This window comes from Loktanella sp. 3ANDIMAR09 (genome assembly GCF_001420005.1).
Classification (GTDB): domain Bacteria; phylum Pseudomonadota; class Alphaproteobacteria; order Rhodobacterales; family Rhodobacteraceae; genus Loktanella.
The window spans coordinates 1-23084 of the sequence record NZ_LJAK01000009.1 but is presented as its reverse complement, the minus strand read 5'-3'; the positions used below and the strand labels follow the sequence as shown (position 1 = coordinate 23084).

The following is a 23084-nucleotide window of genomic DNA, read 5'->3' as shown; positions in this document are numbered from 1 at the left end:
TGTCGTATTTTGAAATTGTCGGAACGGGGGACGCGTCACAGGATGACGCGGTGTTCCCGTTGGCCTGTGTAGGATGTGTCGATCGCATAGGTGCGACCTTGATCGTCGTCGGGATCATCGATGCCCTGTCGCGCTGTCGTGACGAACAGCGTCTGCATGTCCGGACCGCCAAAGGCCGGACAGGACGCATGACGTCCCGGCACGGCAAAGGCCTCGATGAACTGCCCCTTTGGGTCATAGACCGCGACCCGGCCTGCACCCCATTGCGCTGAAAACAGGTTGCCTGCGCTGTCCACGACCGACCCGTCCGGGTTCAGATCGGTCCCCCGAAGGTCGATGTGCACGCGCGGACTGCCCTGTGGCCAGCCCGCTGCATCCAGATCGACAGCCATGATCTGTTGCGTCGGTGTGTCGGTGAAATAGGCCGTTTGGCCGTCAGGCGCAAAACAGATGGAATTCGAGATGGTGATGTCGGCGAACAGACAGCGCAGCTCGTTGCGGTAGAACCGCCAGATCGACCCGGCACCGGGTTCCGCATCCAGACCCATCGTGCCGATCCAGAACCCGCCCTGCGGGTCAGCACGTCCGTCGTTGGACCGGGTATGGGCGCGGTCATCCTCGAGGTTGGTCAGGATCACGTCGGCGCCTGTGGCGATGTCGAAACGGTGCAGCGCACGCGCAGAGGCGATCAGCAAGGTATCGCGGTCAACCCAGCCTGCGGCACTGACATGGTCGGGAAAATCCCAGGATTGACCCTTGGTATGCAGACGCTTGTTCAGAATATCGAACCAGAACAGCTGTTGCCGTTCGGGGTGCCACAGGGGACCTTCACCCAATGCACAAAGGCTGCCGTCATGGATCATGCTGCGGCCTGATCGTAGGCGGCCACGATGGCCTGTGCGCGACTGCCGACCTCTGCTGCGGTCATTCCGGGTTGATAGAGCGCAGAGCCGATCCCGAATCCATCGGCCCCCCCGGCCATCCATTCGCCAAAGTTTTCAGGCCCCGCGCCGCCGACGGCATAGACCGGGGTTTCGGCTGGCAGGACCGCGCGCATCGCCTTGATCCCCGCAGGTCCGATCAGGCTGGCCGGAAAAATCTTCAGCCCGTCGGCGCCGGCCTTTAATGCAGTGAAACATTCCGTCGGTGTCATGACGCCGGGCCAGCTCGACATGCCTTCGGCCTTGGTCGCCGCGATCACGCGCGCATCGCAGTTGGGCGACACGATCAGGCGGCCACCGGCCTGTTTGACGCGCTTGACGTCCTCGGGCGACAAAACGGTGCCTGCACCGATGACCGCCCGATCGCCATGCGCCTCTGTCATGGCCTGGATGCTGGCAAAGGGCTCTGGTGAATTCAGTGGCACCTCGACCCAGGTGATGCCCGCGTCGATGCAGGCCTCGCAGACAGCCGCGGCCTCGGGCGGTGTGACACCGCGCAAAATGGCGATCAGGGGACGGGTCATGCGGTTTCCTTCCAGAGACGATAGGCGGCCGTCAGGCCGGTCAGCGTGGCGCGTTCGGCGTTGACCTGTGTGGCGGCAACGCCCTGCGTCGACAATGCCGTGACATACAGATGGGACAGCGCGCCCGCGCCGATCACGGCGACCTGCTGACCCAGCCAATAGGGTTTGGTTGCGGCCAGCTCTGCGCCAATCAGCAGGCCGGACAGACGCGCGCGGGCCTGTGCCTGCGGCAACCCGTTCAACAGGCCTTCGGCGCGCAGTGTGAACATGCGGGCGGCCAGACGTTCCGGCCGGGACAGGCCGTCGTCCAAACCAGTGGCAAATCCGTCATCGTCCCAGCCATCCCCGCAGGAATGACGCAACACGGTGTGCCCGGTCAGCGCCGCGAACATGTCGCCGGTCATGCAGGTCTGAAAGCTGACGACCTCGTCCGCGCTGATGTGGACCCATTTCGTATGGGTGCCGGGCAGGCAGATCACACCATCCCAGCGCGGGTTCTGCGCCAGAAATCCTGCAATCTGCGTTTCCTCGCCGCGCATCACATCGGCGGGGCTGGCCTGTTTCAACCCGGGAATGATGTTGACGCGCAGCCGGCTGCTTTGCGTGGTGGCGAAACCGGCAGAAAGTGGCATGCAAGGCACGGCGGTATAGGGGGCCTCGGCCCAGCCCTGACGCGATCCGACCATGCCGCAGGCGATGACCGGGGCCGGGTCCCAATCCGCGCACAGGCGGTCCAGCGCAGGGCCAAAGCCCGCCTGATCCAAGGTGCCCATGCCTTCGTCACTGGTCGCCTCGGCCAACACGCTGCCACTGTCGGACATGGCCCAGACCCGCAGGTTGGACGTCCCCCAGTCAACGGCGATCCAGACAGGTGAAATGGTCATGATGTGAACGCCAGCCCGCCGTCCACGCACAGGGCCTGCCCCGTCATCATGCGGCTGAGGTCGGACGCCAGAAACAGCGCCGTGCCGCACAGATCCTCGGGGGCCAGATGCGCCTTGAGGCATTGACGTTCCATGAAATCGGCCAGCGCCTCGGGTGTTACCCATTTTTCCAGCTGCTTGTCCGTCAGCACCCAGCCCGGCAGGATCGAATTGACGCGGATGCCGCGCGGTCCCAGCTCGCGTGCCAATGCGCGTGACAGGCCGATAATGCCCGCGTTTGCGGTGACATAGGGGGTCATGCCACCACTGGCGATCTGCACGGACCCGGACGACATGTTGATGATCGACGCCCCCTCTGACATCACCCGCGCGGCCGCTTGGGCGGCAAAGAAATAGGGTTGCAGGTTCACCGCGATCATCCCGTCCCACATGTCCTGCGTGACGTCATCCAGCGCCATGCGCTGATCGTTGGCGGCGTTGTTCAGCAGGCAATGCAGCGGGCCAGCCTGCGCGATCGCAGCCTGAAGTGCGGCCGTGTCGGTGATGTCGCAACGCAGGTAGGTGACCCCGTCCACGGCATCGGCCGGGTCCGCGATATCCAGCGACGTGACCCGCATCCCCTGCGCGGCAAAGACCCGCACATAGGCGTCACCGATACCGGATGCGCCGCCGGTAATCACGATGCCACGGCCTGCCAGTTCCGGGAATTTCGCGGTCATAGGCGTTCTCCTTGCAGGACCCACATGCTGTCGGGCACAGCATAGGGCAGGGCGAGCCCGGCTTCCATCAGGGCGCGCCCCGAAAGTGTGACCGGCCCGCTTTTGAGTGCGGGCGTCCCGCGTGACAGGGTGGACAGATCCTCTGGGTTGACGATCTGCACACGGTAGGTCGCGTCAGCATCAAGGCCGGTCAGGCGCAGCGGTCGCGGCGCGATCTGGCTGCTGGTCGCGGCCTTGCCGGCAAAGACCACGAAACGGTCACCGCGGGCGGACAGTTGCTGTTCGGCGATCACCGCAGGATCGGTGCTGTCCAGCCGCAGGATGTCGGCGTGGCGCATCCAGTCGCGGTTTGCCTTGAACCAGTTCGTGATGCGGGTCAGCGTTGCGGCCTCTTGGTCGGTCAATTCGCGCGGGTCCATTTCGAACCCCATGTGACGCTGTGCGGCGACCCAGCCACGAAAGGCGATGTCGTGGATCCGCCCGGTCGTGTGGCATTTGCGCGGGCCGACGTGACTGCCAGTGACGGCTGCCGGCAGAAACAGGGCTGCATCATGCTGGATCCGCAGCCGTTCCAGCGCGTCGTTGCAGTCCGACAGCCAGACCCGCTGGGTGCGCTGCATGACGCCAAAATCGATACGTCCGCCGCCCGATGCGCAGGATTCGATCTCGACCCCCGGATGGGCCGCGCGCAGACGGTCCAGCAGGTCATAGGTGCCGCGGGTCTGGTCGGCCTGGGCATAGGGCAGCACGCGGTTGTGGTCCCATTTGACGTAATCGACCGCGTGGTGCGCCAGCACCGCGTCAATCCGCATGAACAGATGATCGCGCACCGCAGGGTTGGCCATATCCAGCACGTATTGCTGACGGCCCAGCGGCTGGTCCATCGGCCCCAAAATCCAGTCGGGATGCGCGCGGGCCAGATCGCTGTCGGCGTTGATCATCTCTGGTTCGAACCAGATGCCGAAGGTCATGCCGAGCGCTGCGATATGGTCGATCAGCGGCGTCAGCCCGTCGGGATATTTGCGCGGATCAATGGTCCAGTCCCCCAGCGAGGTGGTGTCGTCGTCGCGTCGCCCGAACCAGCCGTCGTCCAGCACGAAACGCTCTGCCCCGATGGCGGCGGCGCGGTCAGCGATGGCGGTGAGGGCGGGCAGATCGTGGTCGAAATAGATTGCTTCCCAGCAGTTGTAATGCACCGGGCGCGGGGTGTCGGGTTTGGGCCATGTCACCACACGGTCGCGCAGGTGGCGTTGATAGGCGCTGGCGCAGCCGTTGAACCCGCTATTGGAAAACGTGGCGTAGATGGGTGCTGTCTGAAACCGTGTGGCAGGGGCCGTGTCCAGCCCCGAGGCATGGCCGAATTGCACCTGACGGCGCCCGTCCTGCAATTCCTCGACCAGCATCTTGTGCCCGCCCGACCAGCCATAGTGGATGGCCCAGGCCTGACCGGCGGTATTTGTCGTGCCGCGCGCGGGCATGATGCAGGCGGGGAAATGTTCGTGCCCCGTGCGCCCCGTGCGATTGTCGCGGGCGCGGATGCCGGGGGACCAGGGTGTGCGGTTGGTCTGGAATTCGTCGCACCAGCGGCCTGCGAAATCGATCACCTCGTCCGCCAGTTGCGGGGCAGGCAGCACGGGTGCCGCCAGCCAGTCGCACAGGACCGGGGTGGCACTGTCCAGCGTGGTGCGCGCCACCAGCATTCGCGTGCCTGCGTCCAGCAGCAGATGGAACGTCAGCGTCAGACCCAGATCCCCGTCAGCACAGACAAGCGTCAGCCCGTCATCGGCGCTGACCGCCGTCGTGGTGAACACAGGGCGCAAGGGACTGCCGTCCGCGCTGCGCACCGTCAGACCCGGCTGCCCCGGAAAGGCATCGGCGGTTTGCGGGCACAGCGTCAACGCCGGATTGGCGTCCAGCGATCCACCGGTCATGTCGATGCGCAGCGCATCCGTCAGCGCCGTCAGGTTTTCTGCATCCGGCAGGCGTGCGCCCCAGTAGACGCAGGCCGGCAGACCCGTCGCAGGCACATGCAGAACCAGCGTTTGTCGGTCGTCGTCCAGTCGGTAATGGGTCATTATTTGACCGCCCCAAGCGTCAGACCCGCGATAAAGTGTTTCTGCATCAGAAAGAACATCACCACAGGCGGCAGTGCCGCCACGATGCTGCCCGCACTCATCAAGTGGTACGCGGCCCTGAACTGGCTGTTGAATTCGGTGATACCTGCCGTGACGGGCTGCGCGCCCGGTCCCTGCGTCAGCACCACGGCCCAGAAATAATCGTTCCAGATGAAAGTAAAGATCAGCACGGCGAGGGCGGCCAGCGCGGGTTTCATCAAGGGCAGGATCACATAGAGGAAAATCCGCCATTCCGCCACGCCTTCGACCCGTGCGGCCTCGACCAGGCTATAGGGCAGGGCGTGGATGAAATTGCGCATGAACAGCGTGCAGAATCCCGTCTGGAACGCGACGTGGAACAGCACCAGGCCCATGATCGTGTCATACATCCCAAGGCTGATCGTCAGGTCGCGCACCGGTACCATCAGGATCTGGAACGGCACGAAGTTGCCCGCGATAAAGATAAAGAACAGCAACAGGTTGCCACGGAACTTGTAGATCCCCAGCGCGAACCCCGCCATGGCTGACAGCGCGACTGCGCCGATCATGGTGGGAATCGTGATCAGCAGGGAATTGAGCAGATAGCGGGGCATGTTCGATTCAAAGAACACGCGCCCGTAGTTGGTGAACCCCTCGAATGACGACGGCCACCCCCAATAGTTGCCGTTGGTGAAATCGGCGTCAGGCTTGATCGAAAACAGCGCCACGGCAATCAGCGGCAACAGCCAGACGATCAACGCTACGGGCAAAAACGCCTGATAGCCGATTTGTGCGGTGCGGGACCGTTTGGCGATAGGTGTCGGAAACATTAGCGTGCCCCCCGTTCGTCACGGTACATCGACCACAGGAAATAGACGATGAAAAACAACATGATAAAGAACAGGACGACGGCGATAGCGGCACCGTATCCCATGCGGAAGCCGAATTCGGACAGCGATTCCTCGAACATGTAGAACGACAGCACGCGGGTCGATCCGAACGGGCCGCCGTTGGTCATCACGCTGATCAGGTCAAACGACCGCAGCGCACCGATGATCGTCACGACAAATGCGATAAAGGTCGCGGGTTTCAGCTGTGGCAGGATCACGTACCACAGCATGCGCCAGCCCTTTGCGCCGTCCAGACGGGCTGCCTCGACCTGTTCGGGATCGACGGAATTCAGACCCGTCAGATACAGGATCATGCAATAGGCGGTCTGCGGCCACAGGCCTGCGGCAATGATGCCGTATGTCGCAAGGTCCGGATCGCCCAGCACATTGATCGGACCCGCACCGACCAGCCCCAGAATGGCATTCAGCAGGCCTTCGCGCGGCAGGTAGAACCACGAAAACACGAGGCCCACAACAACCTGAGAGATGACGAAAGGAAAGAAGAACAGCGATTTGTACAGGCGGATGCCCGTCACCGTCTGATTGAGGAACAGCGCGATGAACAGACCCAGCGGAATCGCCAGCAGATACAGGATCAACCAGCGCAGGTTGTTCCAGAACGACACCTCGAACTTGCGGTCGATGTTCTGGTCACCGATGCCCAGCAGACGGTCGTAATTGGCCATGCCGACCCAGGTCTTTTCGCCCAGACCGTCCCATTCGTGGAACGAAATCCAGAACGACTGGCCGATCGGCACGATCACGTAGACCGCAAAGAACAGCATGGCGGGCGCCAGGAACAACCATGGCGTCAGGGCAATTTCATTGCGCTTGTACCACCCGCGCGTGGCTGGGGGATGGCGGTCGGGAACGATGGGGGCTGTGGCCATTGGTGGCACCTTTGGACCTGTTCAACACATGCGAAAACGGCGGCAATCGCCGCTTGCGAATGGGTTGACGGCGCGGGGCTGGCCCGCGCCGTCGGTCATTGATTACTGGTAGATGCGCGCGCGTGTTTCTTCCAGACGCATCAGGATGTCATCCAGGTTATCCGGGAACACCATGAATTCCTGCAGGCCTTCCATGCCGACAGATGCCATTTCGGCGTCAAAGTCGCGGTCAAAGAACTGCATGATGCCGCCGGATGCGTTGCTGGACAGCATCTCGAACCCTTCCTGCAGGAACTTGTCGTCGCCGATCGACGCCTCAGAGTTCACCGGCAGCTGACCCAGCGCGTCGCCCGCGTTGATCTTGGTCTGGTTTTCGGCGGAGGTCACGAAACGCAGGAACGCCTTGGCGTTGTCCATGTTTTCCGCACCCGATGCGATGTGGAACGTATCGGTCGGTGCGTCCTCGGCGTAGTCCACGTCGGGGTTGATCTTGGGGAACTGGTAGAAATCCAGCTGGTCATCGGTCAGACCGCCTTCGCGGAAGGCTGCCACGGCAAAGTTGCCCATCAGGTAGGATGCGGCCTCGCCGTTCAGCATGAAGGGCAGGGCCTCTTGCCAGCTGTAGGTCTGGTGGTCGTCGATGAACGCGCCCATGTCGATCAGCTGACGCCAGTTGGCGAATGTCTGGCGCACGCGCTCGTCGGTCCATTCGACTTCGCCGCGGGCCAGCTGCATGTGGAAGTCATAGCCGTTGGTGCGGCTGTTGATGTAGTCGAACCAGCCGCCAGCGGTCCACAGGAACTTGGTCCCGATGGTGTAGCACTTGCGCCCGCTGTCCAGAATCGCCTGGCAGTTTGCCAGCTCTTCTTCCCAGGTGGTGGGTTCGGACAGGCCCAGCTCTTCAAAGATGTCTTTGCGGTAGTAAACGCCCCACTGGTAGTAGGTGTAGGGCACGCCCCACTGCTTGTCGTCCAGCGTCATGGCACCCTTGGTGGATTCCAGCGCTGCGAACTGCTCTTCGGCCCACAGGTCCGAGATGTCGGCAAACAGGCCCGCATCGACATAGGGACGCATGCGGTTGGCGGCGTACCAGTTGACGACGTCCGGCGGGTTGGCACCCAGCGCGTTGCGGATCTGTGTTTTCCACGCCTCGCGGTCGACGATCGTCAGCTCGATGTCCAGGTCGGGGTTCATCGCCTGGAAATCGGCGACCATGCCTTCCATCACCGCACGCGGTGCGGGGTTCGACATGTCCGAAATGATTTTCAGCTCGCCGGTCAGTTCGGCACTTGCCGTGCTGGCGATGGCTGCCGCAACAGCCGCAGCGAATGAAGTCTTGATGATGGAACGCATGATATCCTCCCAGATGCTTTCCGATAAGTTCCATTATTTGAAACTTGGTTTTGGATATTGATACTAAAGCGCAGAGCCGCTAACGTGTCAACACGGGAGGATGATCCATGACGACACGACGCGATGGCACCGTCGGCAAGGCGCTGGACGTGCTGGACCAGGTTGCAGATTTCGGCCGGCCTGTCCGGTTCTCCGAGGTGCTGGAACGTGCGGATTACCCCAAACCCACGCTTTACCGTCTGATGCAGACGCTGACGCATCAGGGCATGCTGCAATTCGACGCCGAGCGGCAGACCTATTCACCCGGTGCACGGCTGGTGCGGCTTGCGCATACGGCCTGGGCGCAATCGTCGCTGGTGCAGGTCGCAAGTCCACATATCCAGAAACTCAGTGCGGAAACCGGCGAAACCGTGCACCTGGCGCAAATCGACGCAGGGCAGGTCTTGTATCTCGATAAACGCAACGCGGCCGAACCGGTGCCGATGTACAGTCAGGCTGGACGTGTCGGTCCCGTCTATTGCACGGGCGTGGGCAAGGTGATGCTGGCCCATCTGCCCGACGATCAGGCCCAGAACGTGATGTCGCAACAATCGTTCCATCGTTTCACGCCGCAGACGATCACGACGGCCGCGGCGCTGGAACGGGAAATCGGGGCGATTCGCGCGGATGGCTTTGCCTTTGACCGCGAAGAACACGAACCCGGGATCATCTGCGTGGCGCTTCCGGTGATCAGCGACAATGGACGCGTGCTGGGTGCGGTTTCCGTCACCAGCACAACGCAGCGCACGTCGCTGGCCGCACTGGAGGCGCTCGCCCCGCGTGTGCGCGATACAGCACAGGCCATCGCACGCGATGCCCAAAGCTGGAGCTTTCCAGCCCAGACCACCCAAGAATTCAAGTTAGCGGGGGAATAACCCATGTCCGGTGTCACACTGAAAAACGTCAAGAAATCCTACGGCGAGGCGCAGGTCATCCACGGGATCGACCTGGAAATCGAGGATGGCGAATTCTGCGTTTTCGTAGGTCCCTCGGGCTGTGGCAAATCCACGCTTCTCCGGATGGTCGCAGGGCTCGAGGAAACGACATCGGGCCAGATCGACATCGGTGCCCGCGACGTGACCCGGCTGGACCCCAGCGATCGCGGTGTTGCGATGGTGTTCCAGACCTACGCGCTTTATCCGCATATGACCGTGCGCGACAACATGGGGTTCGGCCTGAAAATGAACGGCCACCCCAAGGCCGAGATCCGCGAAAAAGTGGCCGAGGCATCGCGCATCCTCAAACTCGATGACTACCTCGACCGCAAACCGGCAGCCCTGTCAGGCGGTCAGCGTCAGCGGGTCAGCATCGGCCGCGCCATCGTGCGCGGACCAGAGGTATTCTTGTTCGACGAACCGCTGTCCAACCTCGATGCGGAATTGCGGGTCGAGATGCGGGTCGAAATCGCCCGCCTGCACAAGGACATCGGTGCGACGATGATCTACGTCACCCACGATCAGGTCGAGGCGATGACCCTCGCGGACAAGATCGTGGTCCTGCGCAAGGGCGTGATCGAACAGGTCGGCGCGCCCATGGACCTCTACCGTGATCCCGACAACAAGTTCGTCGCCGGTTTCATCGGAAGCCCCGCGATGAACTTCATGGAAGGCACCCTTGAGGGCGGAAAACTGACCGTGCCTGCGATGCGCGGCACCTTTGATCTGACGCTGACAGCCAGCGGCGACAGGGCCGTCGACGTCGGCATGCGCGCCGAACATTTGACAGTCGATGCCGGCGGCGATACGCACACCGTCGACCTCACGGAAAGTCTGGGTGGCGTCTCTTACGTCTACCTGGTGGGCGACACGGGCGAACGTCTGGTGATCGAGGAACGCGGCGACCACCGGTCCAGCCTGGGCGACCGCGTGGGTGTCAGCATCGACGCCAGCCGCATCTATCTGTTCGACAAATCCAGCGGCCAACGCATCCGTAGCTAGGGGCCCGACCCCAGGTCCCTTCTTCTGGTTAAAAATATCCCGGGGGAGGGCGCAGCCCGGGGGCAGCGCCCCCTCAACGCTTGCCGTAATACAGGCCCACGACATGTTCGGCCTGCGCGAAAAACAGCCAGCGCAGGCACAGCACGCCCAGCACATGTGACAGCACCGCGACCCCCGCTGTCAGGTGTGTCAGACCAATTGCGAGAATAGGCAGCGGTACGCCAAAGGCCAGAACCATGCCGATGACGCGCAGAGTGAGGGCATGCTTGCGCCCGACGACATAGACGAATTCGCGCAACAGATAATTCGGCCCCGAATGCGGTGGCAAAAAGGCGCGGACCTCACTCAGATCGCCCAGGCCCGTTGCACTGCCCGTGGTCGTGCCAGAGCGGTCAAATCGCGTGTCCCCGGTGACCCAGGCGATAATCTGCACGACAGCGCCCAGCGCCAGCAGGACCAGTGCCGCCACCCCCTGATTGGCCAGCAATGCCCCGCCCCCCAGTGAGAGGGTGAAAAACAGTGCGGGCGTGGTCCAGTGACGCCAGCGCGGCACGGTGCGCAACTGGGTATAGATCATCGCCGTCGTGCCGACGGTCGCCAGACATCCAAGGCTGACCAGCCAGCCCAGCGGTGTAAGATAGCTGCCAAAGATTGCGCCCAGCGCCAGCACGCCCCCCAGCAACAGCGTGACGATGGCGGCGATGCCTTCACGCGACAGCCAGCTGGTGCGCCACTGGGTCAGTGCCCTGGCCGCGCGTTCGGGGCGGCCCAGATGAAAGGTCGAGGCCAGCAGCCCGCCCACAGCGCCGAGATAGGCGATGACATAGAACCCCAGCGCCACCAGTCCGGTCGGTGCAGGCAGGCCCAGTCCCAGCCAGAACAGCAGGCCGAATCCCAACCCTGAAAACGTCGTGAACGCGATGACGGAAGGTGCGGGATGCATCAGCGCGCGCCCCCGGGCAGGGCGGACAGGGCCCGGTCGATCCAGGCGACCAACCCCTTGCCATCGGTGGCCACCGGAGCCAGCAGCGGCGCGAGAATGTCGATTTCATCCGCATCGCGCGGGCGCGGCGGCAGGTATTTGTTCACCGGCTTTGTGCCCTGCTCCGGCATCAGATCAAACCCGCCACGTTCGGCAACCAACTGGCTGACAGCACTTTCGGGATCACCCAGATCACCGAAATGCCGCGCCCCTGAGGGGCATGTCCGGACGCAGGCCGGCACGCGGTCCACCTGCGGCAGGTTTTCGTTGTAGATGCGATCAACGCAGAGCGTGCATTTCTTCATCACGCCAGCCGCAGCGTCGAGTTCGCGCGCACCATATGGGCAGGCCCAGGCGCACAGGCTGCACCCGATGCAGGCGTCCTCGTTCACCAGAACGATCCCGTCCTCGGCGCGCTTGTAGCTGGCACCCGTGGGGCAGACGGTGACACAAGGCGCATCCTCGCAGTGCAGGCAGGATTTCGGGAAATGCACCTGTTGGGCGGCCCCCGTCGCGGGCTGCACCTCGTAGCTGTGCACGCGGTTGAGAAAGGTACCGGATGGGTCAGCGCCGTAGGGGTCGCTGTCTGACAGGGGCGCGCCGTAATTTTCGGTATTCCAGCCTTTGCAGGCGACGACACATGCATGACACCCGACGCAGGTGTCCAGATCGATCACCAGACCCAGCTTGACGTCCGAAGGGGGGGGCAGCTGCGTCATGCGGCGGACGCCTCCGGCGGGAGTATTTGGGGCAAGATGATGCTGGCCGCTGCCGGGTCAGACCATGTCGCCACGTACCAGACGAATGAGCCGATGGTGAAGGCAAGGAAAGCCGCAATCAAAAGGAGTGTCATTTTCATGGTTTGCCGACCTTCCAGCGCAGGGTTTTGGGTGTGTCCGGGTTTGGCATATCGAGTGCAGGCAGAACAGGCTGGGATTCCGCGGGCGCGCCGGATCGTTCGATTTTCACCCGCAGGTCAAACCATGCCGCCTGTCCCGTGACGGGGTCGGAATTGGACCAGCGCAGCCCGTCGCCCTTGGGTGGCAGCAACTCGTGGATCAGGTGGTTCAGCAGAAATCCCTTGGTGGCCTCTGGCGCGTTTTCGTCCAGCGCCCAGGCGCCTTTGCGTTTGCCGATGGCGTTCCAGGTCCAGACGGTATTGGAGTTCAGGCTGGCCTGATGCGCCACGGGCACAGTGATGGAGCCATGCGCGCTGGTGACGCGTGCCCAGTCGCCGTCCTTGAATTTGTGTTTTTCCCAGACCGCCGTCGGGACATAGAGCGGGTTATGTCCGTGAATTTGCCGCAGCCAGGCATTCTGCCCACCCCAGCTGTGATACATCGCGGCAGGCCGTTGGGTCAGCGCATGCAGGTTGTATTCGGCCGGATCGACATGGCCGTCCTCGAACGGCGGGTACCAGATCGGCAACGGATCCATCGTGACCTTGATCTGGCCGCGCAAATGGTCCGGGGGCTGTCGGTCGCCGTGCCCTTCGGCCGCCAACTGAAACCGGCGCAGGGGTTCGACGTAGAGCTGAAAGATATAGGGCGCAGGCGCATCATAGAGGCCCGTCTCGACCGCCCAATCCTGATAGGCGCGGTTGAACGGCTTGTAATAGGCGGCACCTTCCGGGACATGTTTGATCCAGAATCCGCCGTTTGCGATATAGGCGTCGATCTGGCTGTCGTTGGGATCGCCGCGCCCATGCTGAAGGCCGTGTTCGCCGACGCGCCAGCCTGCCAGCGGCCCGATGCCGGGACGCCGCAGGTGTTGTTGGATGTAGTCAGCATAGTTCGCGTATTTTGTGCTGCCATCGGCGTTCACGAACCCCGGCAGGCCCAATCGTCCGCCCAGATCGCAAAGCACCGATTGGAACCCGCGCACGTCGCGGTCCGGTTCCACCACGGGCCAGCGGATCGCGTCTGCGGCGGCGTCCGCCTCGCAGATCGGGCGGTCCAGCAGGCTGATGCAATCATGGCGTTCCAGATAGGTCGTATCGGGCAGGATCAGGTCGGCATAGGCCACCATCTCGGACCGGTAGGCGTCGGCATAGATGATCCGCGGGATGACGTAGTCGCCGTTGTCGTCCGTGTCGGTCAGCATCTCCATCACGCCGCGCGTGTTCATGGATGAATTCCACGACATGTTCGCCATGAACATGAACAGCGTATCGATCTTGTAGGGATCGCCCGCATGGGCGTTGGAAATGACCATATGCATCAACCCGTGGGCCGACAGCGGGTTTTCCCATGTGAATGCCTTGTCGATGCGGGCGGGCCCGCCGTCAGGTGCCAGACACAGGTCATCGGGTCCCTGCGGATAGCCCAGATGTGGGCCGTTCAGCGCCTGACCGGGCACGACCTTGCAATGTGGTCTGGGGTGGGCTGTCGCGGGTTTGGGGTAGGGCGGTTTGAACCGCATGCCGCCCGGCGTTTCGACCGCGCCGATCAGGATTTGCAGCATGTGCAGTGCACGACAGGTCTGGAACCCGTTGGAATGGGCCGAGATGCCGCGCATCGCATGAAAACTGACGGGGCGGCCGATCATGGTCGCATGCACCTTGCCGCGAAAGTCGGTCCATTCCCGGTCCAGCACGATTTCCTGATTGAACGCCACATCCGCAATGTCGGCGGCGAGGCGACGGATGCGGGGGGCGGGAATGCCCACGCGGTCGGCCACGTTTTCGGGGGCATTAACCGGGTCGGTATAGCGTTCGGCCATCAGGTGGAACACGCTGACATGGGTCGTGCCGCGTTGGCGCAACTTGCCGGTCAGCAAGGGGTCCACGCCTTGGCCGTTCCACGGCGCGGGTTTGCCGGTGTTGCGGTCGATGACCAGCGGTTGCAGGTCGTCGTCGCGCAGGAAAAGCCCGTATTCCGGTGATTTCGGGTCCTGGTTGACCAGCACGCTGGCATTGGTGAACCGCGCCAGATAGTCCGTGTCGATCTTGCCTGCGGTCATCAGGCAATGCACCAGTGCCAGGATCAGCAGACCGTCATTGCCGGGGGTGACGCCGAACCAGTCGTCGGCGACGGCGTTATAGCCCGTCCGCACCGGGTTGACGCCGACCATGCGCGCACCACGCGCCTTGAGCTTGCCGATGCCCATCTTGATCGGGTTGCTGTCGTGATCCTCGGCGACGCCGAACAGCAAGAACAGCTTGGTGCGGTCCCAGTCAGGCTGGCCGAATTCCCAGAATGCGCCACCCATGGTGTAGATGCCCGCGGCCGCCATGTTGACGCTGCAAAACCCGCCGTGTGCGGCATAGTTCGGCGTGCCGAATCCCTGCGCCCAGAGGCCCGTGAACGACTGCGACTGATCGCGTCCGGTAAAGAACGCGAGTTTTTCGGGGGCGGTGTCCCGGATCGGTTTCAGCCAGCTGACGGCAAGGTCCAGCGCCTCGTCCCAGCTGATTTCTTCGTATTGGCCAGACCCGCGTGGACCTGTCCGCTTCATGGGCGCGCGCAGGCGGGACGGCGCGTTGTGCTGCATGATGCCGGCGCTGCCCTTGGCGCACAGGACGCCCTGATTGACCGGGTGGTCGCGGTTGCCTTCGATATAGGCGACCTTGCCGTCCTTCATGTGCACGTCGATGCCGCAGCGGCAGGCACACATGTAGCACGTCGTCTTGCGCACTTCGTCCGATACCTTGGGTGACAGGTCGATGACGGGCTGGGTCATGGGCGGCCAGCGATGGTTGCGGTCTGCACGGGCTGCTCCTGCGGCGTGGTCCTTGGGGGTCAACTCTAGCCTCTTTTCGGGCGGGCCGTCCATGCGCGGCTTGCGGGGATGATCAGCTCAGCAGTGCCCGGATGACGCCGGCGGCCGCCAGTATCAGCAGCAGCCAGACGGCAAAGCGGCGGAACGCCGCGGGGGGTGCGGCTGCAAAGCGGCGGTTGCCCAGCAGGGTGCCCGCGACCAGGATCGGCAAGGCCCAAAGTGCGGCCACAAAGGTTTGCGCCGTGATGTTGCCGCCCAACCCCATCAAGGGGATGGTCAGCAGGTCGATGCCTGTCAGAAACACGATCATCGTCGCGCGAAAGGTGGCGGGCGGCACCGGCTGTGCGGTGAGGCAGGCCGCGACCGGCAGGCCACCCACACCTGCGGCATTGGCGATCCCCGCGATCATGCCGACCCCGGTATGGGCGGGCAGGGACAGGCGGGATTTCAGCGTCCATCCCGCCAGCATCACCAGTGCCATGGCAAGGATGACGGTCGAGATGGCCAGCCTGACGGTTTCGGTCGGCAGCGCCAGCACTGCCATGATCGCAAGCGGCAGGGTGAGTGCCGCACCCAGCAGCATCCAGACCACCCGCAGCCAGTCGACGTGGCCCCGGATCCCGCGCGCCTGTACCGCGGTCATCGCGATTTCGCCCATGAACACCACGGGAATGAGTGGCACCGGGTCAGTGACCAAGGCCGCAAAGGCGAGAAAGATCGCCGAGAAGCCAAAGCCGGAATAGCCCCGCACGAGCGCCGCGGCAAAGAGGGCCACAGCGAGAGCCGTGGCCAGCGTCAGGGGTAAATCAAACGGCATCACTGGTGCAGCCGTCGAGGGGCGCTGCCCCGCCGCTGCGCGGCCCCCGGGATATTTTCAACCAGAAGAAGACGTCAGCCCAGCACGCGGGTGATCGCCCCGCTGACCGCATCGCAGATCTGGTCGATGTCGTCGCGCGTCGCGATCAGTGCGGGTGCAAACAGCAATGTGTTGTTGAACCCCGGTACCGATCGGTTGGTGGCACCGATGATGACCCCCTGTGCCATGCAATCGGCCACGATCGCACCGACCTGTTTTTCGTTCACCGGTTCCTTGGTGTCGCGGTCGGTCACCAGTTCCGCGCCCGCGAACAGACCCAGACCGCGCACGTCGCCGATGACCGGGTGGCGGTCCATCAGCGCGTTCAGACTGTCCTTGAGATAGGCACCCACCTGCGTGGAGTTTTCCAGCAGGTTTTCTTCTTCGATGATGGCCATGTTCTCGATCGCGGCGGTGGGACCTGCCGTGCAGCCGCCAAAGGTCGAAATGTCGCGGAAATATCCCAGGTGATCGCTGTCGTCCTTGAACATGGAAAACACCTTTTCCGTGGTCACGCAGCACGAGATCGCGGCATAGCCGGAAGCAACGCCCTTGGCCATCGTCACGATGTCGGGTTTGACCCCGTATTGCTGATAGCCGAACCAGGCCCCGGTGCGGCCCAGGCCGCAGACGACCTCGTCGATGTGCAGCAGGATGTCGTATTTGGCGCAGATTTCCTGCACCCGTTCCCAGTAGCCGCGCGGCGGGGTGATGATGCCGCCGCCTGCGGTGATCGGTTCGAGGCACAATGCGCCCACGGTATCTGGGCCCTCGCGCAGAATGACCTCTTCGATCGCATTGGCGGCACGTTCGCCGTAGGCCTCGCCGGACCAGCCGTCCTGGGCGCGGTATTCCAGACAATGCGGCACGGCAATGAAACCGGGCACAAAGGGGCCATAGTGGGAATTGCGTTCGGCCTGTCCGCCAGCGGACAAGTTGGCAATGGTTGTGCCGTGGTAGTCGCGTTCGCGGTACAGGATCTTGTGTTTCTTGCCGCCGTGATGCTTGTGCGCGATCTGGCGCACCATCTTGAACGCCTTCTCGTTCGCCTCGGACCCGGAGTTGGCATAATAGACCCGGCTCATGCCCGGCATCTTGTCGATCAGCGCCTCGGCGAACTGGGCACCGGGGATGGTGCCTGACGCGCCCGCGAAAAAGCACATCTTGGTCAATTGTGCGGCCACGGCATCCGCGATCCGTTTGCGCCCGTAGCCCACGTTGACGGTCCAGACGGCACCGGACACGGCGTCCAGATGTTCCTTGCCCTTGATGTCCCAGACGCGCAGGCCGCGACCTTCGACGATGATGCGCGGGTCCACGGTTTCAAACGGTTTGTGCTGGATCAGGTGGTGCCAGACATGGGCGCGGTCGGCCTCGACGATGGCAGAGGGGTCGTTGTTCATAGAATGCAGGGTCATGGCGCGCGCTCCGTCCGGGGTGGTTCGGCGGGGTGCGGCTGTGGCGTCCCGTCGATCGGCCTAGTGACAGCGGTTTGGCGGGATCAGTCAAGACCCGTTTGCTGCGTCATTGACGCGGGGCATCGAAATTCATGCGCGCTGCTTCGGGGCCGTTCATCCCGGCGTTATCGCAGTCGCCATTTGTCGAGACGAATTCGGTCCGCGAAAATATCCACGACCAAGCCTCTGTCAGGGCTTGGGTTGCGATCACGTGATTGCTAAACGCATGACACGCTGCGGTTGAAAAAGATGTTCGTCATGACAGATGCTCAGGTTCTTACCCTGTTTGGCTTGTTCCTGCTGGGGCTGCTTGCGACGCTGCTGGTGGTGCGGGCCCTGCGCGGCGCGCGCGATGCCGCGGATCAGGACGCACCGCCCGCCGGGCCAGAGGCAACCGTCATCGTCGACGGGTCGAACGTGATGCATTGGGGGGGCGATCCGTCATTGTCGGTGCTGCTGCGGGTGCTGGATGCGCTGCGTGACCTGGGCCATGTGCCCGCCGTCGTGTTCGACGCCAATGTGGGCTACAAGCTGTTCGACAGGTTCCACGGCCATGACGCCATGGCCCGCGCGCTGGAAATGCCCGAACGTCTGATCCTGGTGGTTGACCGTGGTGACGTGGCCGACACCGCCATCCTGGCGGTCGCGGATGAGGCAAACCTGCCTGTCGTGTCCAACGACCGCTTCAGAGAGTGGTCCGTGCAATACCCTTGGGTCAAAAAGAAGGGCCGTATCTTGCGCGGGGCCTATGATAATGGTGCAGTCACCTGGACGCATCCGCGTCGGTAACGCGAGGACAAGCAACCCATGGAAACATTTCTGGACGTCGTCGGGGCCCTGGCCCTGATCCTGTTGGCGCTGATCGGCGTTGTGTCCGGCCTGATCGCGGCGGTCATCACCGGCGGCAGCAAGGCGAAATATATCGTTGCAGGCGTGCTGGGGGCGGTTGCGTTTCCGTTCATCCTTGCAGCCCTGGGCGTGACGGCACTGGCCGGTGCCGGGCTGGTGCTGATCCTGTTCACCGGCGTGATCGGGGCAGTCATTCTGGTCGTGCTGTTCAAGGCACTGTTCGGCCGTAAATCCTAGGACAGCTGCGGGGCAGGGCAGTTTCGGAATGCGGCCACGGCCGCGGCGGCACCTGCAAGGTGGATCGTCATGGTCTGGTCCCCCGACCGGACCTGTGCCACGTCGTTGAATTGCAATCCGTCCAGCACATTGCCGAACCCCGTATCGGTCACAGTCAGGCGCGTGTCGTTGTCCGACAGAACATGACGATCTGTCGAAATCTGGAACGGTCGTGCGCCGAGGAATGCCATGGTCAGCCGATCAGACGGCACCCAGTTGTCCGTCACACGGGTCAGCATCATGGCATATTCGCCCGTGGCCGGATCATAGGTCACGGTGATACTGCCGGTTTCGGTCGGCTGGATCATCTTGCAGATGGGATCGGGCGTGAACGTCCAGGCCGCTGCCGGTTGCGCCGCGCAAGTCAGAAGAATTGCGGCGAGGACCCTCACCGTTTTTTACCGCCATACCGCGATTTGCCGCCGCGCATCCCACCGCGACCACCCGTCGAGCGGCCAGACTTTGCGCTGCTTTCCTCGACCGCCTTGTCCACGGCCTGTTGCCGCGCGAGGGGATCGTCGGCGATGGCCAGTTCCACCGCTTCCAGGCGTTTCAGCTCATCGCGCAGGCGGGCGGCCTCTTCGAATTCGAGGTTTTCGGCGGCCTTGCGCATGTCGGTGCGCAGCCCGTCCAGCACGGCCTTCATGTTGGACCCCTGCCGTTCGACCTTGGCGGTGACGCGGTTCATGTCCACGTCGCCCTTGTAGAGGCCCGCCAGAATGTCCTCGACGTTCTTTTTCACCGTCGTGGGCGTGATCCCGTGTTCCTCGTTATAGGCAAGCTGCTTGGTCCGGCGGCGTTCGGTTTCGCCCATCGCGCGTTCCATGCTGCCGGTGATGCGGTCGGCATACATGATGACGCGACCTTCGGCGTTGCGCGCGGCCCGCCCGATGGTCTGCACGAGCGATGTTTCAGACCGCAGAAAGCCCTCCTTGTCGGCGTCCAGAATGGCCACAAGCCCGCATTCGGGAATATCCAGACCCTCGCGCAGCAGGTTGATCCCGATCAGCACGTCGAATGCGCCCAGGCGCAGGTCGCGCAGGATTTCGATCCGTTCGATGGTGTCGATGTCCGAGTGCATGTAGCGCACGCGGATGCCCTGTTCGTGCATGTATTCGGTCAGGTCCTCGGCCATGCGCTTCGTCAGCGTTGTGCACAGCGTCCGGTAGCCGTCGGCGGCGACCTTGCGAACCTCGTCCAACAGATCGTCGACCTGCATTTCCACCGGGCGGATTTCGATTTTCGGGTCGATCAGGCCCGTGGGGCGGATGATCTGTTCGGAAAACACGCCGCCGGTCTGTTCCAATTCCCACGCGGCGGGGGTGGCGGAGACGAACACGGATTGCGGGCGCATGGCGTCCCATTCCTCAAATTTCAGGGGGCGGTTGTCCATGCAGGACGGCAGGCGGAACCCGTGTTCGGCCAGCGTCATCTTGCGTCTGAAGTCGCCTTTGTACATGCCGCCGATCTGCGGCACGCTGACGTGGGATTCGTCGGCGAAAACGATGGCGTTGTCGGGAATGAATTCGAACAGGGTGGGGGGCGGCTCGCCCGGTGCGCGGCCCGTCAGATAGCGGCTGTAGTTTTCGATCCCGTTGCAGACGCCCGTGGCCTCGAGCATTTCCAAATCGAAGTTGGTGCGCTGTTCCAGGCGCTGCGCCTCCAGCAGCTTGCCGTCGGCGACCAACTGGTCGAGCCGCATCCGCAGCTCTTTCTTGATGCCGATGATGGCCTGCTGCATCGTCGGTTTCGGCGTGACGTAGTGGCTGTTGGCATAGACGCGGATTTTCGGGAATGTGCCTGTCTTTTCGCCCGTCAGCGGGTCGAATTCGGTGATTGCCTCCAGCTCTTCGCCAAAGAACGACAGTTTCCACGCGCGATCATCAAGGTGGGCGGGCCAGATTTCAAGGCTGTCACCGCGCACGCGGAAACAGCCGCGCTGGAACCCTGCATCATTGCGACGGTATTGCTGGGCGATCAGATCGGCCATGATCTTGCGCTGGTCATAGGATTTGCCGACGTGGATGTCCTGCGTCATGGCCCCGTAGGTTTCCACAGACCCGATACCGTAGATGCAGGACACCGAGGCCACGATGATCACGTCGTCGCGTTCCAGCAGCGCGCGGGTGGCAGAGTGGCGCATCCGGTCGATCTGTTCGTTGATCTGCGATTCCTTCTCGATGTAGGTATCGGACCGCGCGACATAGGCCTCCGGCTGGTAGTAGTCGTAGTAGCTGACGAAATATTCGACCGCGTTGTCGGGGAAAAATCCCTTGAATTCGCCGTAAAGCTGGGCTGCCAGCGTCTTGTTCGGCGCGAGGATGATCGCGGGGCGCTGCGTTTCCTCGATGATCTTGGCCATCGTAAACGTCTTGCCGGTGCCGGTCGCCCCCAGCAGCACCTGATCGCGTTCACCGTCGCGCACGCCCTGCGACAATTCGCGGATTGCGGTCGGCTGGTCACCCGCCGGGTCGAATTCGGTCACCAGCTTGAACGGCTTGCCGCCTTCCATCTTTTCGCGCTCGCGCACGTTGGGGGCGGGATTTGACAGATAGGCTGCGTCTGCCAGCTCTCTTTTGTCGGTCTGGGCGTAGGCCATGGGCGATCCTTCGTCTGTCGGGCAGGCCTTTATAAATGCGTCTATTCACCAATGGTTCAACCCCAGTGGCAATTGTCCGGTTTTCCTTGCAAAAAACGACCCAATTCTGGATAAGATGCCCAGCGATGAAGGAGTATCCCATGCAAGCCCGTATCTATCGTCCCGCCCGCACCGCGATGTCGTCCGGCACGGCCAAGACACGGACCTGGGTGCTGGATTTCGTCGATGCCAGCGCCCGCGAAATCGACCCGCTGATGGGGTGGACATCGTCCAGCGATACCCAAAGCCAGGTGCGCCTGACCTTTGCGACCAAGCAAGAGGCCATCGATTATGCCAAGGATAACGGCATCGATGCAGTCGTCACCGAACCCCAGACCCGCAAGATGAACGTGCGCGCAGGTGGTTACGGTGAAAACTTTGCCACCAACCGTCGCGGTGCCTGGACCCACTGAACCAGCCAGACACGCGGTTAGGCGCTGAACAGCCTCATGTGGGCTGTAAAACAGGCCATCTGTTGCAAATTTGCGAAAACTTGCGCGCGTTTTTCCGCCATTGACCAAAGTCGGGCATCCTGTGGCCTTATTTTTGGCCCGCATCACGGGTTAACTTTGTCCCAATTCAACGCCGGTGTGCCGCAGGCCTGCCGGCCGATTAGTGAGGGACGAGGAATGAAACGCATTTTATGCGCCACGGCATGTGTGGTGATGACGGCCTGCGGCGGCGGCGGTGGCGGCAGCGAATCGGGTGTCGTCGTGACGCCGGATAATGTCGACACGCTGGTGGCATCGCGCACATCGACTTCGGGTGGGCCTTCGTCCTCGGAGCAGGATGCGAACTTTGGCCGCTTGCTGAACGACTACCGTCTGGCCTCTGGCGTGGGGGCGGTGCAGTTCGACAGCCGCCTGAACCGCGCGGCCCAGAAACACACCGAGGACATGGTCAAACGCGGATACTTCAGCCACCGATCCCCCGAGGGCACGGATGTAGGCCAGCGCGTCCGCGCCGAAGGCTATGACTACAGTTTCGTCGCCGAAAACATCGCCTGGCGGCAGCAATCCGACGCCGAAGTGTTCAAGGACTGGCAAAATTCGCCATCCCATGACCGCGCCATGAAGGACGGACGCGCCGAAGATTTCGGCCTGGGCGTCGCTGGAACGGGCAACGACGTCAAATGGACGCTGATCGTCGGCGCCGAGAAATAAACGGCCCCTTTACCATGTAATGCGTTTTTGCGCCCGCAGCCCCTGCTGCGGGCGTTTTTCATCGCCAGCCTCAATCCCTGATTAAGTGCTGCGTGCGATCCCCTTGCTGGTTCGAAACACACAGTCGCATGCGCAGAAAAACGGCCTTGGCCGACTGGCGGATTGCGACCCTAGACAAGGGATGGCGCGATGCGGGCAGGGATGGTTGCGATGATGCTGGCGATGCTGGCCGGATGCGGATCGGGTGGCGGCGGAGAGGTGAAATCCGATGTGATCGTGGATCGCGTTGACCGTGCCCCCCTGTCCGGCCCCGTCACCTCGCCACGTGATGCCACATTCGGCAAGCTTCTCAATTCTTATCGCCTTGCCTCGGGGGTGGGATCGGTTCAGTTCGACAGCCGTCTTAATGCAGCGGCCCAGAAACACGCGCAGGACATGGCCGACCAGAACTATTTTGCGCACCGTGGCCGGGATGGCCGCACGGTGGGCGACCGCGTCCGCGCCGAAGGCTATGACTTTCGCTTTGTGGGCGAGGCGCTTGGCGCGCGACAACAGACCGAGGCGCAGGTCATGACCGACTGGCAAAATTCGCCGACCCACGACGCCGTTCTGACTGACCGCCGGGCCGAGGATTTCGGTCTGGGTGTTGCGGGGACGGGCACATCAACCAAATGGGCCCTGGTTGTGGGGGCCGAAAAATAGGACGGATGGCGCATAGTGATTGCGGCAGCCGTCCGCCCCGCGCTGTATGCACAGCAGGTTGCGGACTGGAATGCGAAACGGTATCAGAACCGCGTGGTCCCGTAGCTCAACTGGATAGAGCACCTGACTTCTAATCAGGATGTTGGGGGTTCGAGTCCTCCCGGGATCGCC

General features: G+C 62.8%; 23 protein-coding genes and 1 tRNA gene. 8 read left to right on the top strand and 16 right to left on the bottom strand.

Annotated elements, in window-relative coordinates; genetic code table 11:
- Positions 1–35 precede the first annotated feature (35 nt).
- From AN189_RS13265 to AN189_RS13230, 8 genes are all read right to left on the bottom strand, one after another.
- A complete protein-coding gene (locus tag AN189_RS13265) occupies positions 36–863 on the bottom strand; it encodes an SMP-30/gluconolactonase/LRE family protein (protein WP_056036683.1) in 828 nt (275 codons plus the stop codon).
- Positions 860–1465, bottom strand: a complete 606-nt coding sequence (locus tag AN189_RS13260) for a 2-dehydro-3-deoxy-6-phosphogalactonate aldolase (RefSeq protein WP_056036681.1) — start codon at positions 1463–1465, stop codon at positions 860–862. The genes AN189_RS13265 and AN189_RS13260 overlap by 4 nt, the downstream gene beginning before the upstream one ends.
- A complete protein-coding gene (locus tag AN189_RS13255; RefSeq protein ID WP_056036679.1) occupies positions 1462–2349 on the bottom strand; it encodes a 2-dehydro-3-deoxygalactonokinase in 888 nt (295 codons plus the stop codon). Before AN189_RS13255 ends, AN189_RS13260 begins: the two co-directional genes overlap by 4 nt.
- Complete coding sequence (locus AN189_RS13250; RefSeq protein ID WP_056036676.1) at positions 2346–3068, bottom strand: SDR family NAD(P)-dependent oxidoreductase; 723 nt, start codon at positions 3066–3068, stop codon at positions 2346–2348. Before AN189_RS13250 ends, AN189_RS13255 begins: the two co-directional genes overlap by 4 nt.
- Complete coding sequence (locus tag AN189_RS13245) at positions 3065–5143, bottom strand: alpha-galactosidase (RefSeq protein ID WP_056036674.1); 2079 nt, start codon at positions 5141–5143, stop codon at positions 3065–3067. Before AN189_RS13245 ends, AN189_RS13250 begins: the two co-directional genes overlap by 4 nt.
- Positions 5143–5991 carry a carbohydrate ABC transporter permease gene (locus AN189_RS13240; protein WP_056036672.1) on the bottom strand — a complete coding sequence of 283 codons (849 nt, stop codon included), beginning with the start codon at positions 5989–5991 and terminating at the stop codon, positions 5143–5145. Before AN189_RS13240 ends, AN189_RS13245 begins: the two co-directional genes overlap by 1 nt.
- On the bottom strand, positions 5991–6941 hold the full coding sequence (locus AN189_RS13235; RefSeq protein WP_056036670.1) for a carbohydrate ABC transporter permease: 951 nt from the start codon (positions 6939–6941) through the stop codon (positions 5991–5993). Before AN189_RS13235 ends, AN189_RS13240 begins: the two co-directional genes overlap by 1 nt.
- 102 nt (positions 6942–7043) lie before the next feature.
- Positions 7044–8294: an ABC transporter substrate-binding protein gene (locus tag AN189_RS13230; RefSeq protein ID WP_083484412.1), complete on the bottom strand. Its 1251-nt coding sequence runs from the start codon at positions 8292–8294 to the stop codon at positions 7044–7046.
- Between the two features lie 107 nt (positions 8295–8401).
- Between AN189_RS13230 and AN189_RS13225 the strand changes: the two genes are divergently transcribed.
- On the top strand, positions 8402–9208 hold the full coding sequence (locus AN189_RS13225; RefSeq protein ID WP_056036668.1) for an IclR family transcriptional regulator: 807 nt from the start codon (positions 8402–8404) through the stop codon (positions 9206–9208).
- A 3-nt stretch (positions 9209–9211) separates the two neighbouring features.
- Positions 9212–10270 carry an ABC transporter ATP-binding protein gene (locus tag AN189_RS13220; RefSeq protein ID WP_056036667.1) on the top strand — a complete coding sequence of 353 codons (1059 nt, stop codon included), beginning with the start codon at positions 9212–9214 and terminating at the stop codon, positions 10268–10270.
- 73 nt (positions 10271–10343) lie between these two features.
- On the opposite strand, the gene AN189_RS13215 is transcribed toward AN189_RS13220, so the two are convergent.
- The 6 genes from AN189_RS13215 to AN189_RS13195 all read right to left on the bottom strand — a co-directional run bounded on the left by AN189_RS13215 (position 10344) and on the right by AN189_RS13195 (position 17246).
- Positions 10344–11213, bottom strand: a complete 870-nt coding sequence (locus AN189_RS13215) for a DmsC/YnfH family molybdoenzyme membrane anchor subunit (RefSeq protein ID WP_056036665.1) — start codon at positions 11211–11213, stop codon at positions 10344–10346.
- On the bottom strand, positions 11213–11971 hold the full coding sequence (locus AN189_RS13210; RefSeq protein ID WP_056036662.1) for a 4Fe-4S dicluster domain-containing protein: 759 nt from the start codon (positions 11969–11971) through the stop codon (positions 11213–11215). Before AN189_RS13210 ends, AN189_RS13215 begins: the two co-directional genes overlap by 1 nt.
- Complete coding sequence (locus AN189_RS19380; RefSeq protein WP_172794921.1) at positions 11968–12111, bottom strand: hypothetical protein; 144 nt, start codon at positions 12109–12111, stop codon at positions 11968–11970. Before AN189_RS19380 ends, AN189_RS13210 begins: the two co-directional genes overlap by 4 nt.
- A complete protein-coding gene (locus AN189_RS13205; RefSeq protein WP_056036660.1) occupies positions 12108–14933 on the bottom strand; it encodes a molybdopterin oxidoreductase family protein in 2826 nt (941 codons plus the stop codon). Before AN189_RS13205 ends, AN189_RS19380 begins: the two co-directional genes overlap by 4 nt.
- 112 nt (positions 14934–15045) lie before the next feature.
- Entirely contained in the window at positions 15046–15789 is a 744-nt protein-coding gene (locus tag AN189_RS13200) for a TSUP family transporter (RefSeq protein WP_056036658.1), read from the bottom strand.
- A 74-nt stretch (positions 15790–15863) separates the two neighbouring features.
- Positions 15864–17246 (bottom strand): aspartate aminotransferase family protein, encoded by a 1383-nt coding sequence (locus AN189_RS13195; protein ID WP_056036657.1) that lies wholly within the window; start codon positions 17244–17246, stop codon positions 15864–15866.
- Between the two features lie 297 nt (positions 17247–17543).
- On the opposite strand from AN189_RS13195, the gene AN189_RS13190 reads away from it, so the two are divergent.
- Both AN189_RS13190 and AN189_RS13185 read left to right on the top strand, forming a co-directional pair.
- Positions 17544–18074, top strand: a complete 531-nt coding sequence (locus AN189_RS13190) for a hypothetical protein (RefSeq protein ID WP_172794920.1) — start codon at positions 17544–17546, stop codon at positions 18072–18074.
- 18 nt (positions 18075–18092) lie between these two features.
- Entirely contained in the window at positions 18093–18371 is a 279-nt protein-coding gene (locus tag AN189_RS13185) for a hypothetical protein (RefSeq protein WP_056036653.1), read from the top strand.
- Here AN189_RS13185 and AN189_RS13180 read toward each other — a convergent pair.
- A complete protein-coding gene (locus AN189_RS13180) occupies positions 18368–18718 on the bottom strand; it encodes an excinuclease ABC subunit B (RefSeq protein ID WP_253279619.1) in 351 nt (116 codons plus the stop codon). The genes AN189_RS13185 and AN189_RS13180 overlap by 4 nt on opposite strands.
- A gap of 80 nt (positions 18719–18798) precedes the next feature.
- Positions 18799–21009, bottom strand: a complete 2211-nt coding sequence (gene uvrB / locus AN189_RS13175) for an excinuclease ABC subunit UvrB (RefSeq protein ID WP_056036651.1) — start codon at positions 21007–21009, stop codon at positions 18799–18801.
- A gap of 140 nt (positions 21010–21149) precedes the next feature.
- Here uvrB and AN189_RS13170 point away from each other — a divergent pair, with 140 nt between their 5' ends.
- The 4 genes from AN189_RS13170 (at position 21150) to AN189_RS13155 (ending at position 23082) form a co-directional block, all read left to right on the top strand.
- On the top strand, positions 21150–21461 hold the full coding sequence (locus tag AN189_RS13170) for an ETC complex I subunit (protein ID WP_056036649.1): 312 nt from the start codon (positions 21150–21152) through the stop codon (positions 21459–21461).
- Positions 21462–21677: 216 nt separating this feature from the next.
- Positions 21678–22211: a CAP domain-containing protein gene (locus AN189_RS13165; protein WP_172794919.1), complete on the top strand. Its 534-nt coding sequence runs from the start codon at positions 21678–21680 to the stop codon at positions 22209–22211.
- Positions 22212–22400: 189 nt separating this feature from the next.
- Entirely contained in the window at positions 22401–22913 is a 513-nt protein-coding gene (locus AN189_RS13160) for a CAP domain-containing protein (protein ID WP_056036646.1), read from the top strand.
- Between the two features lie 95 nt (positions 22914–23008).
- Positions 23009–23082: transfer RNA gene (locus AN189_RS13155), tRNA-Arg, on the top strand.
- Positions 23083–23084: the final 2 nt, after the last annotated feature.

Coding starts and splice junctions, on each gene's coding strand:
- AN189_RS13265 (WP_056036683.1), bottom strand. CDS start 863: ATGATCCATGACGGCAGCCTTTGTGCATTGGGTGAAGGTCCCCTGTGG.
- AN189_RS13260 (WP_056036681.1), bottom strand. CDS start 1,465: ATGACCCGTCCCCTGATCGCCATTTTGCGCGGTGTCACACCGCCCGAG.
- AN189_RS13255 (WP_056036679.1), bottom strand. CDS start 2,349: ATGACCATTTCACCTGTCTGGATCGCCGTTGACTGGGGGACGTCCAAC.
- AN189_RS13250 (WP_056036676.1), bottom strand. CDS start 3,068: ATGACCGCGAAATTCCCGGAACTGGCAGGCCGTGGCATCGTGATTACC.
- AN189_RS13245 (WP_056036674.1), bottom strand. CDS start 5,143: ATGACCCATTACCGACTGGACGACGACCGACAAACGCTGGTTCTGCAT.
- AN189_RS13240 (WP_056036672.1), bottom strand. CDS start 5,991: ATGTTTCCGACACCTATCGCCAAACGGTCCCGCACCGCACAAATCGGC.
- AN189_RS13235 (WP_056036670.1), bottom strand. CDS start 6,941: ATGGCCACAGCCCCCATCGTTCCCGACCGCCATCCCCCAGCCACGCGC.
- AN189_RS13230 (WP_083484412.1), bottom strand. CDS start 8,294: ATGCGTTCCATCATCAAGACTTCATTCGCTGCGGCTGTTGCGGCAGCC.
- AN189_RS13225 (WP_056036668.1), top strand. CDS start 8,402: ATGACGACACGACGCGATGGCACCGTCGGCAAGGCGCTGGACGTGCTG.
- AN189_RS13220 (WP_056036667.1), top strand. CDS start 9,212: ATGTCCGGTGTCACACTGAAAAACGTCAAGAAATCCTACGGCGAGGCG.
- AN189_RS13215 (WP_056036665.1), bottom strand. CDS start 11,213: ATGCATCCCGCACCTTCCGTCATCGCGTTCACGACGTTTTCAGGGTTG.
- AN189_RS13210 (WP_056036662.1), bottom strand. CDS start 11,971: ATGACGCAGCTGCCCCCCCCTTCGGACGTCAAGCTGGGTCTGGTGATC.
- AN189_RS19380 (WP_172794921.1), bottom strand. CDS start 12,111: ATGAAAATGACACTCCTTTTGATTGCGGCTTTCCTTGCCTTCACCATC.
- AN189_RS13205 (WP_056036660.1), bottom strand. CDS start 14,933: ATGACCCAGCCCGTCATCGACCTGTCACCCAAGGTATCGGACGAAGTG.
- AN189_RS13200 (WP_056036658.1), bottom strand. CDS start 15,789: ATGCCGTTTGATTTACCCCTGACGCTGGCCACGGCTCTCGCTGTGGCC.
- AN189_RS13195 (WP_056036657.1), bottom strand. CDS start 17,246: ATGACCCTGCATTCTATGAACAACGACCCCTCTGCCATCGTCGAGGCC.
- AN189_RS13190 (WP_172794920.1), top strand. CDS start 17,544: ATGACAGATGCTCAGGTTCTTACCCTGTTTGGCTTGTTCCTGCTGGGG.
- AN189_RS13185 (WP_056036653.1), top strand. CDS start 18,093: ATGGAAACATTTCTGGACGTCGTCGGGGCCCTGGCCCTGATCCTGTTG.
- AN189_RS13180 (WP_253279619.1), bottom strand. CDS start 18,718: ATGATCCAGCCGACCGAAACCGGCAGTATCACCGTGACCTATGATCCG.
- uvrB (WP_056036651.1), bottom strand. CDS start 21,009: ATGGCCTACGCCCAGACCGACAAAAGAGAGCTGGCAGACGCAGCCTAT.
- AN189_RS13170 (WP_056036649.1), top strand. CDS start 21,150: ATGCAAGCCCGTATCTATCGTCCCGCCCGCACCGCGATGTCGTCCGGC.
- AN189_RS13165 (WP_172794919.1), top strand. CDS start 21,678: ATGAAACGCATTTTATGCGCCACGGCATGTGTGGTGATGACGGCCTGC.
- AN189_RS13160 (WP_056036646.1), top strand. CDS start 22,401: ATGCGGGCAGGGATGGTTGCGATGATGCTGGCGATGCTGGCCGGATGC.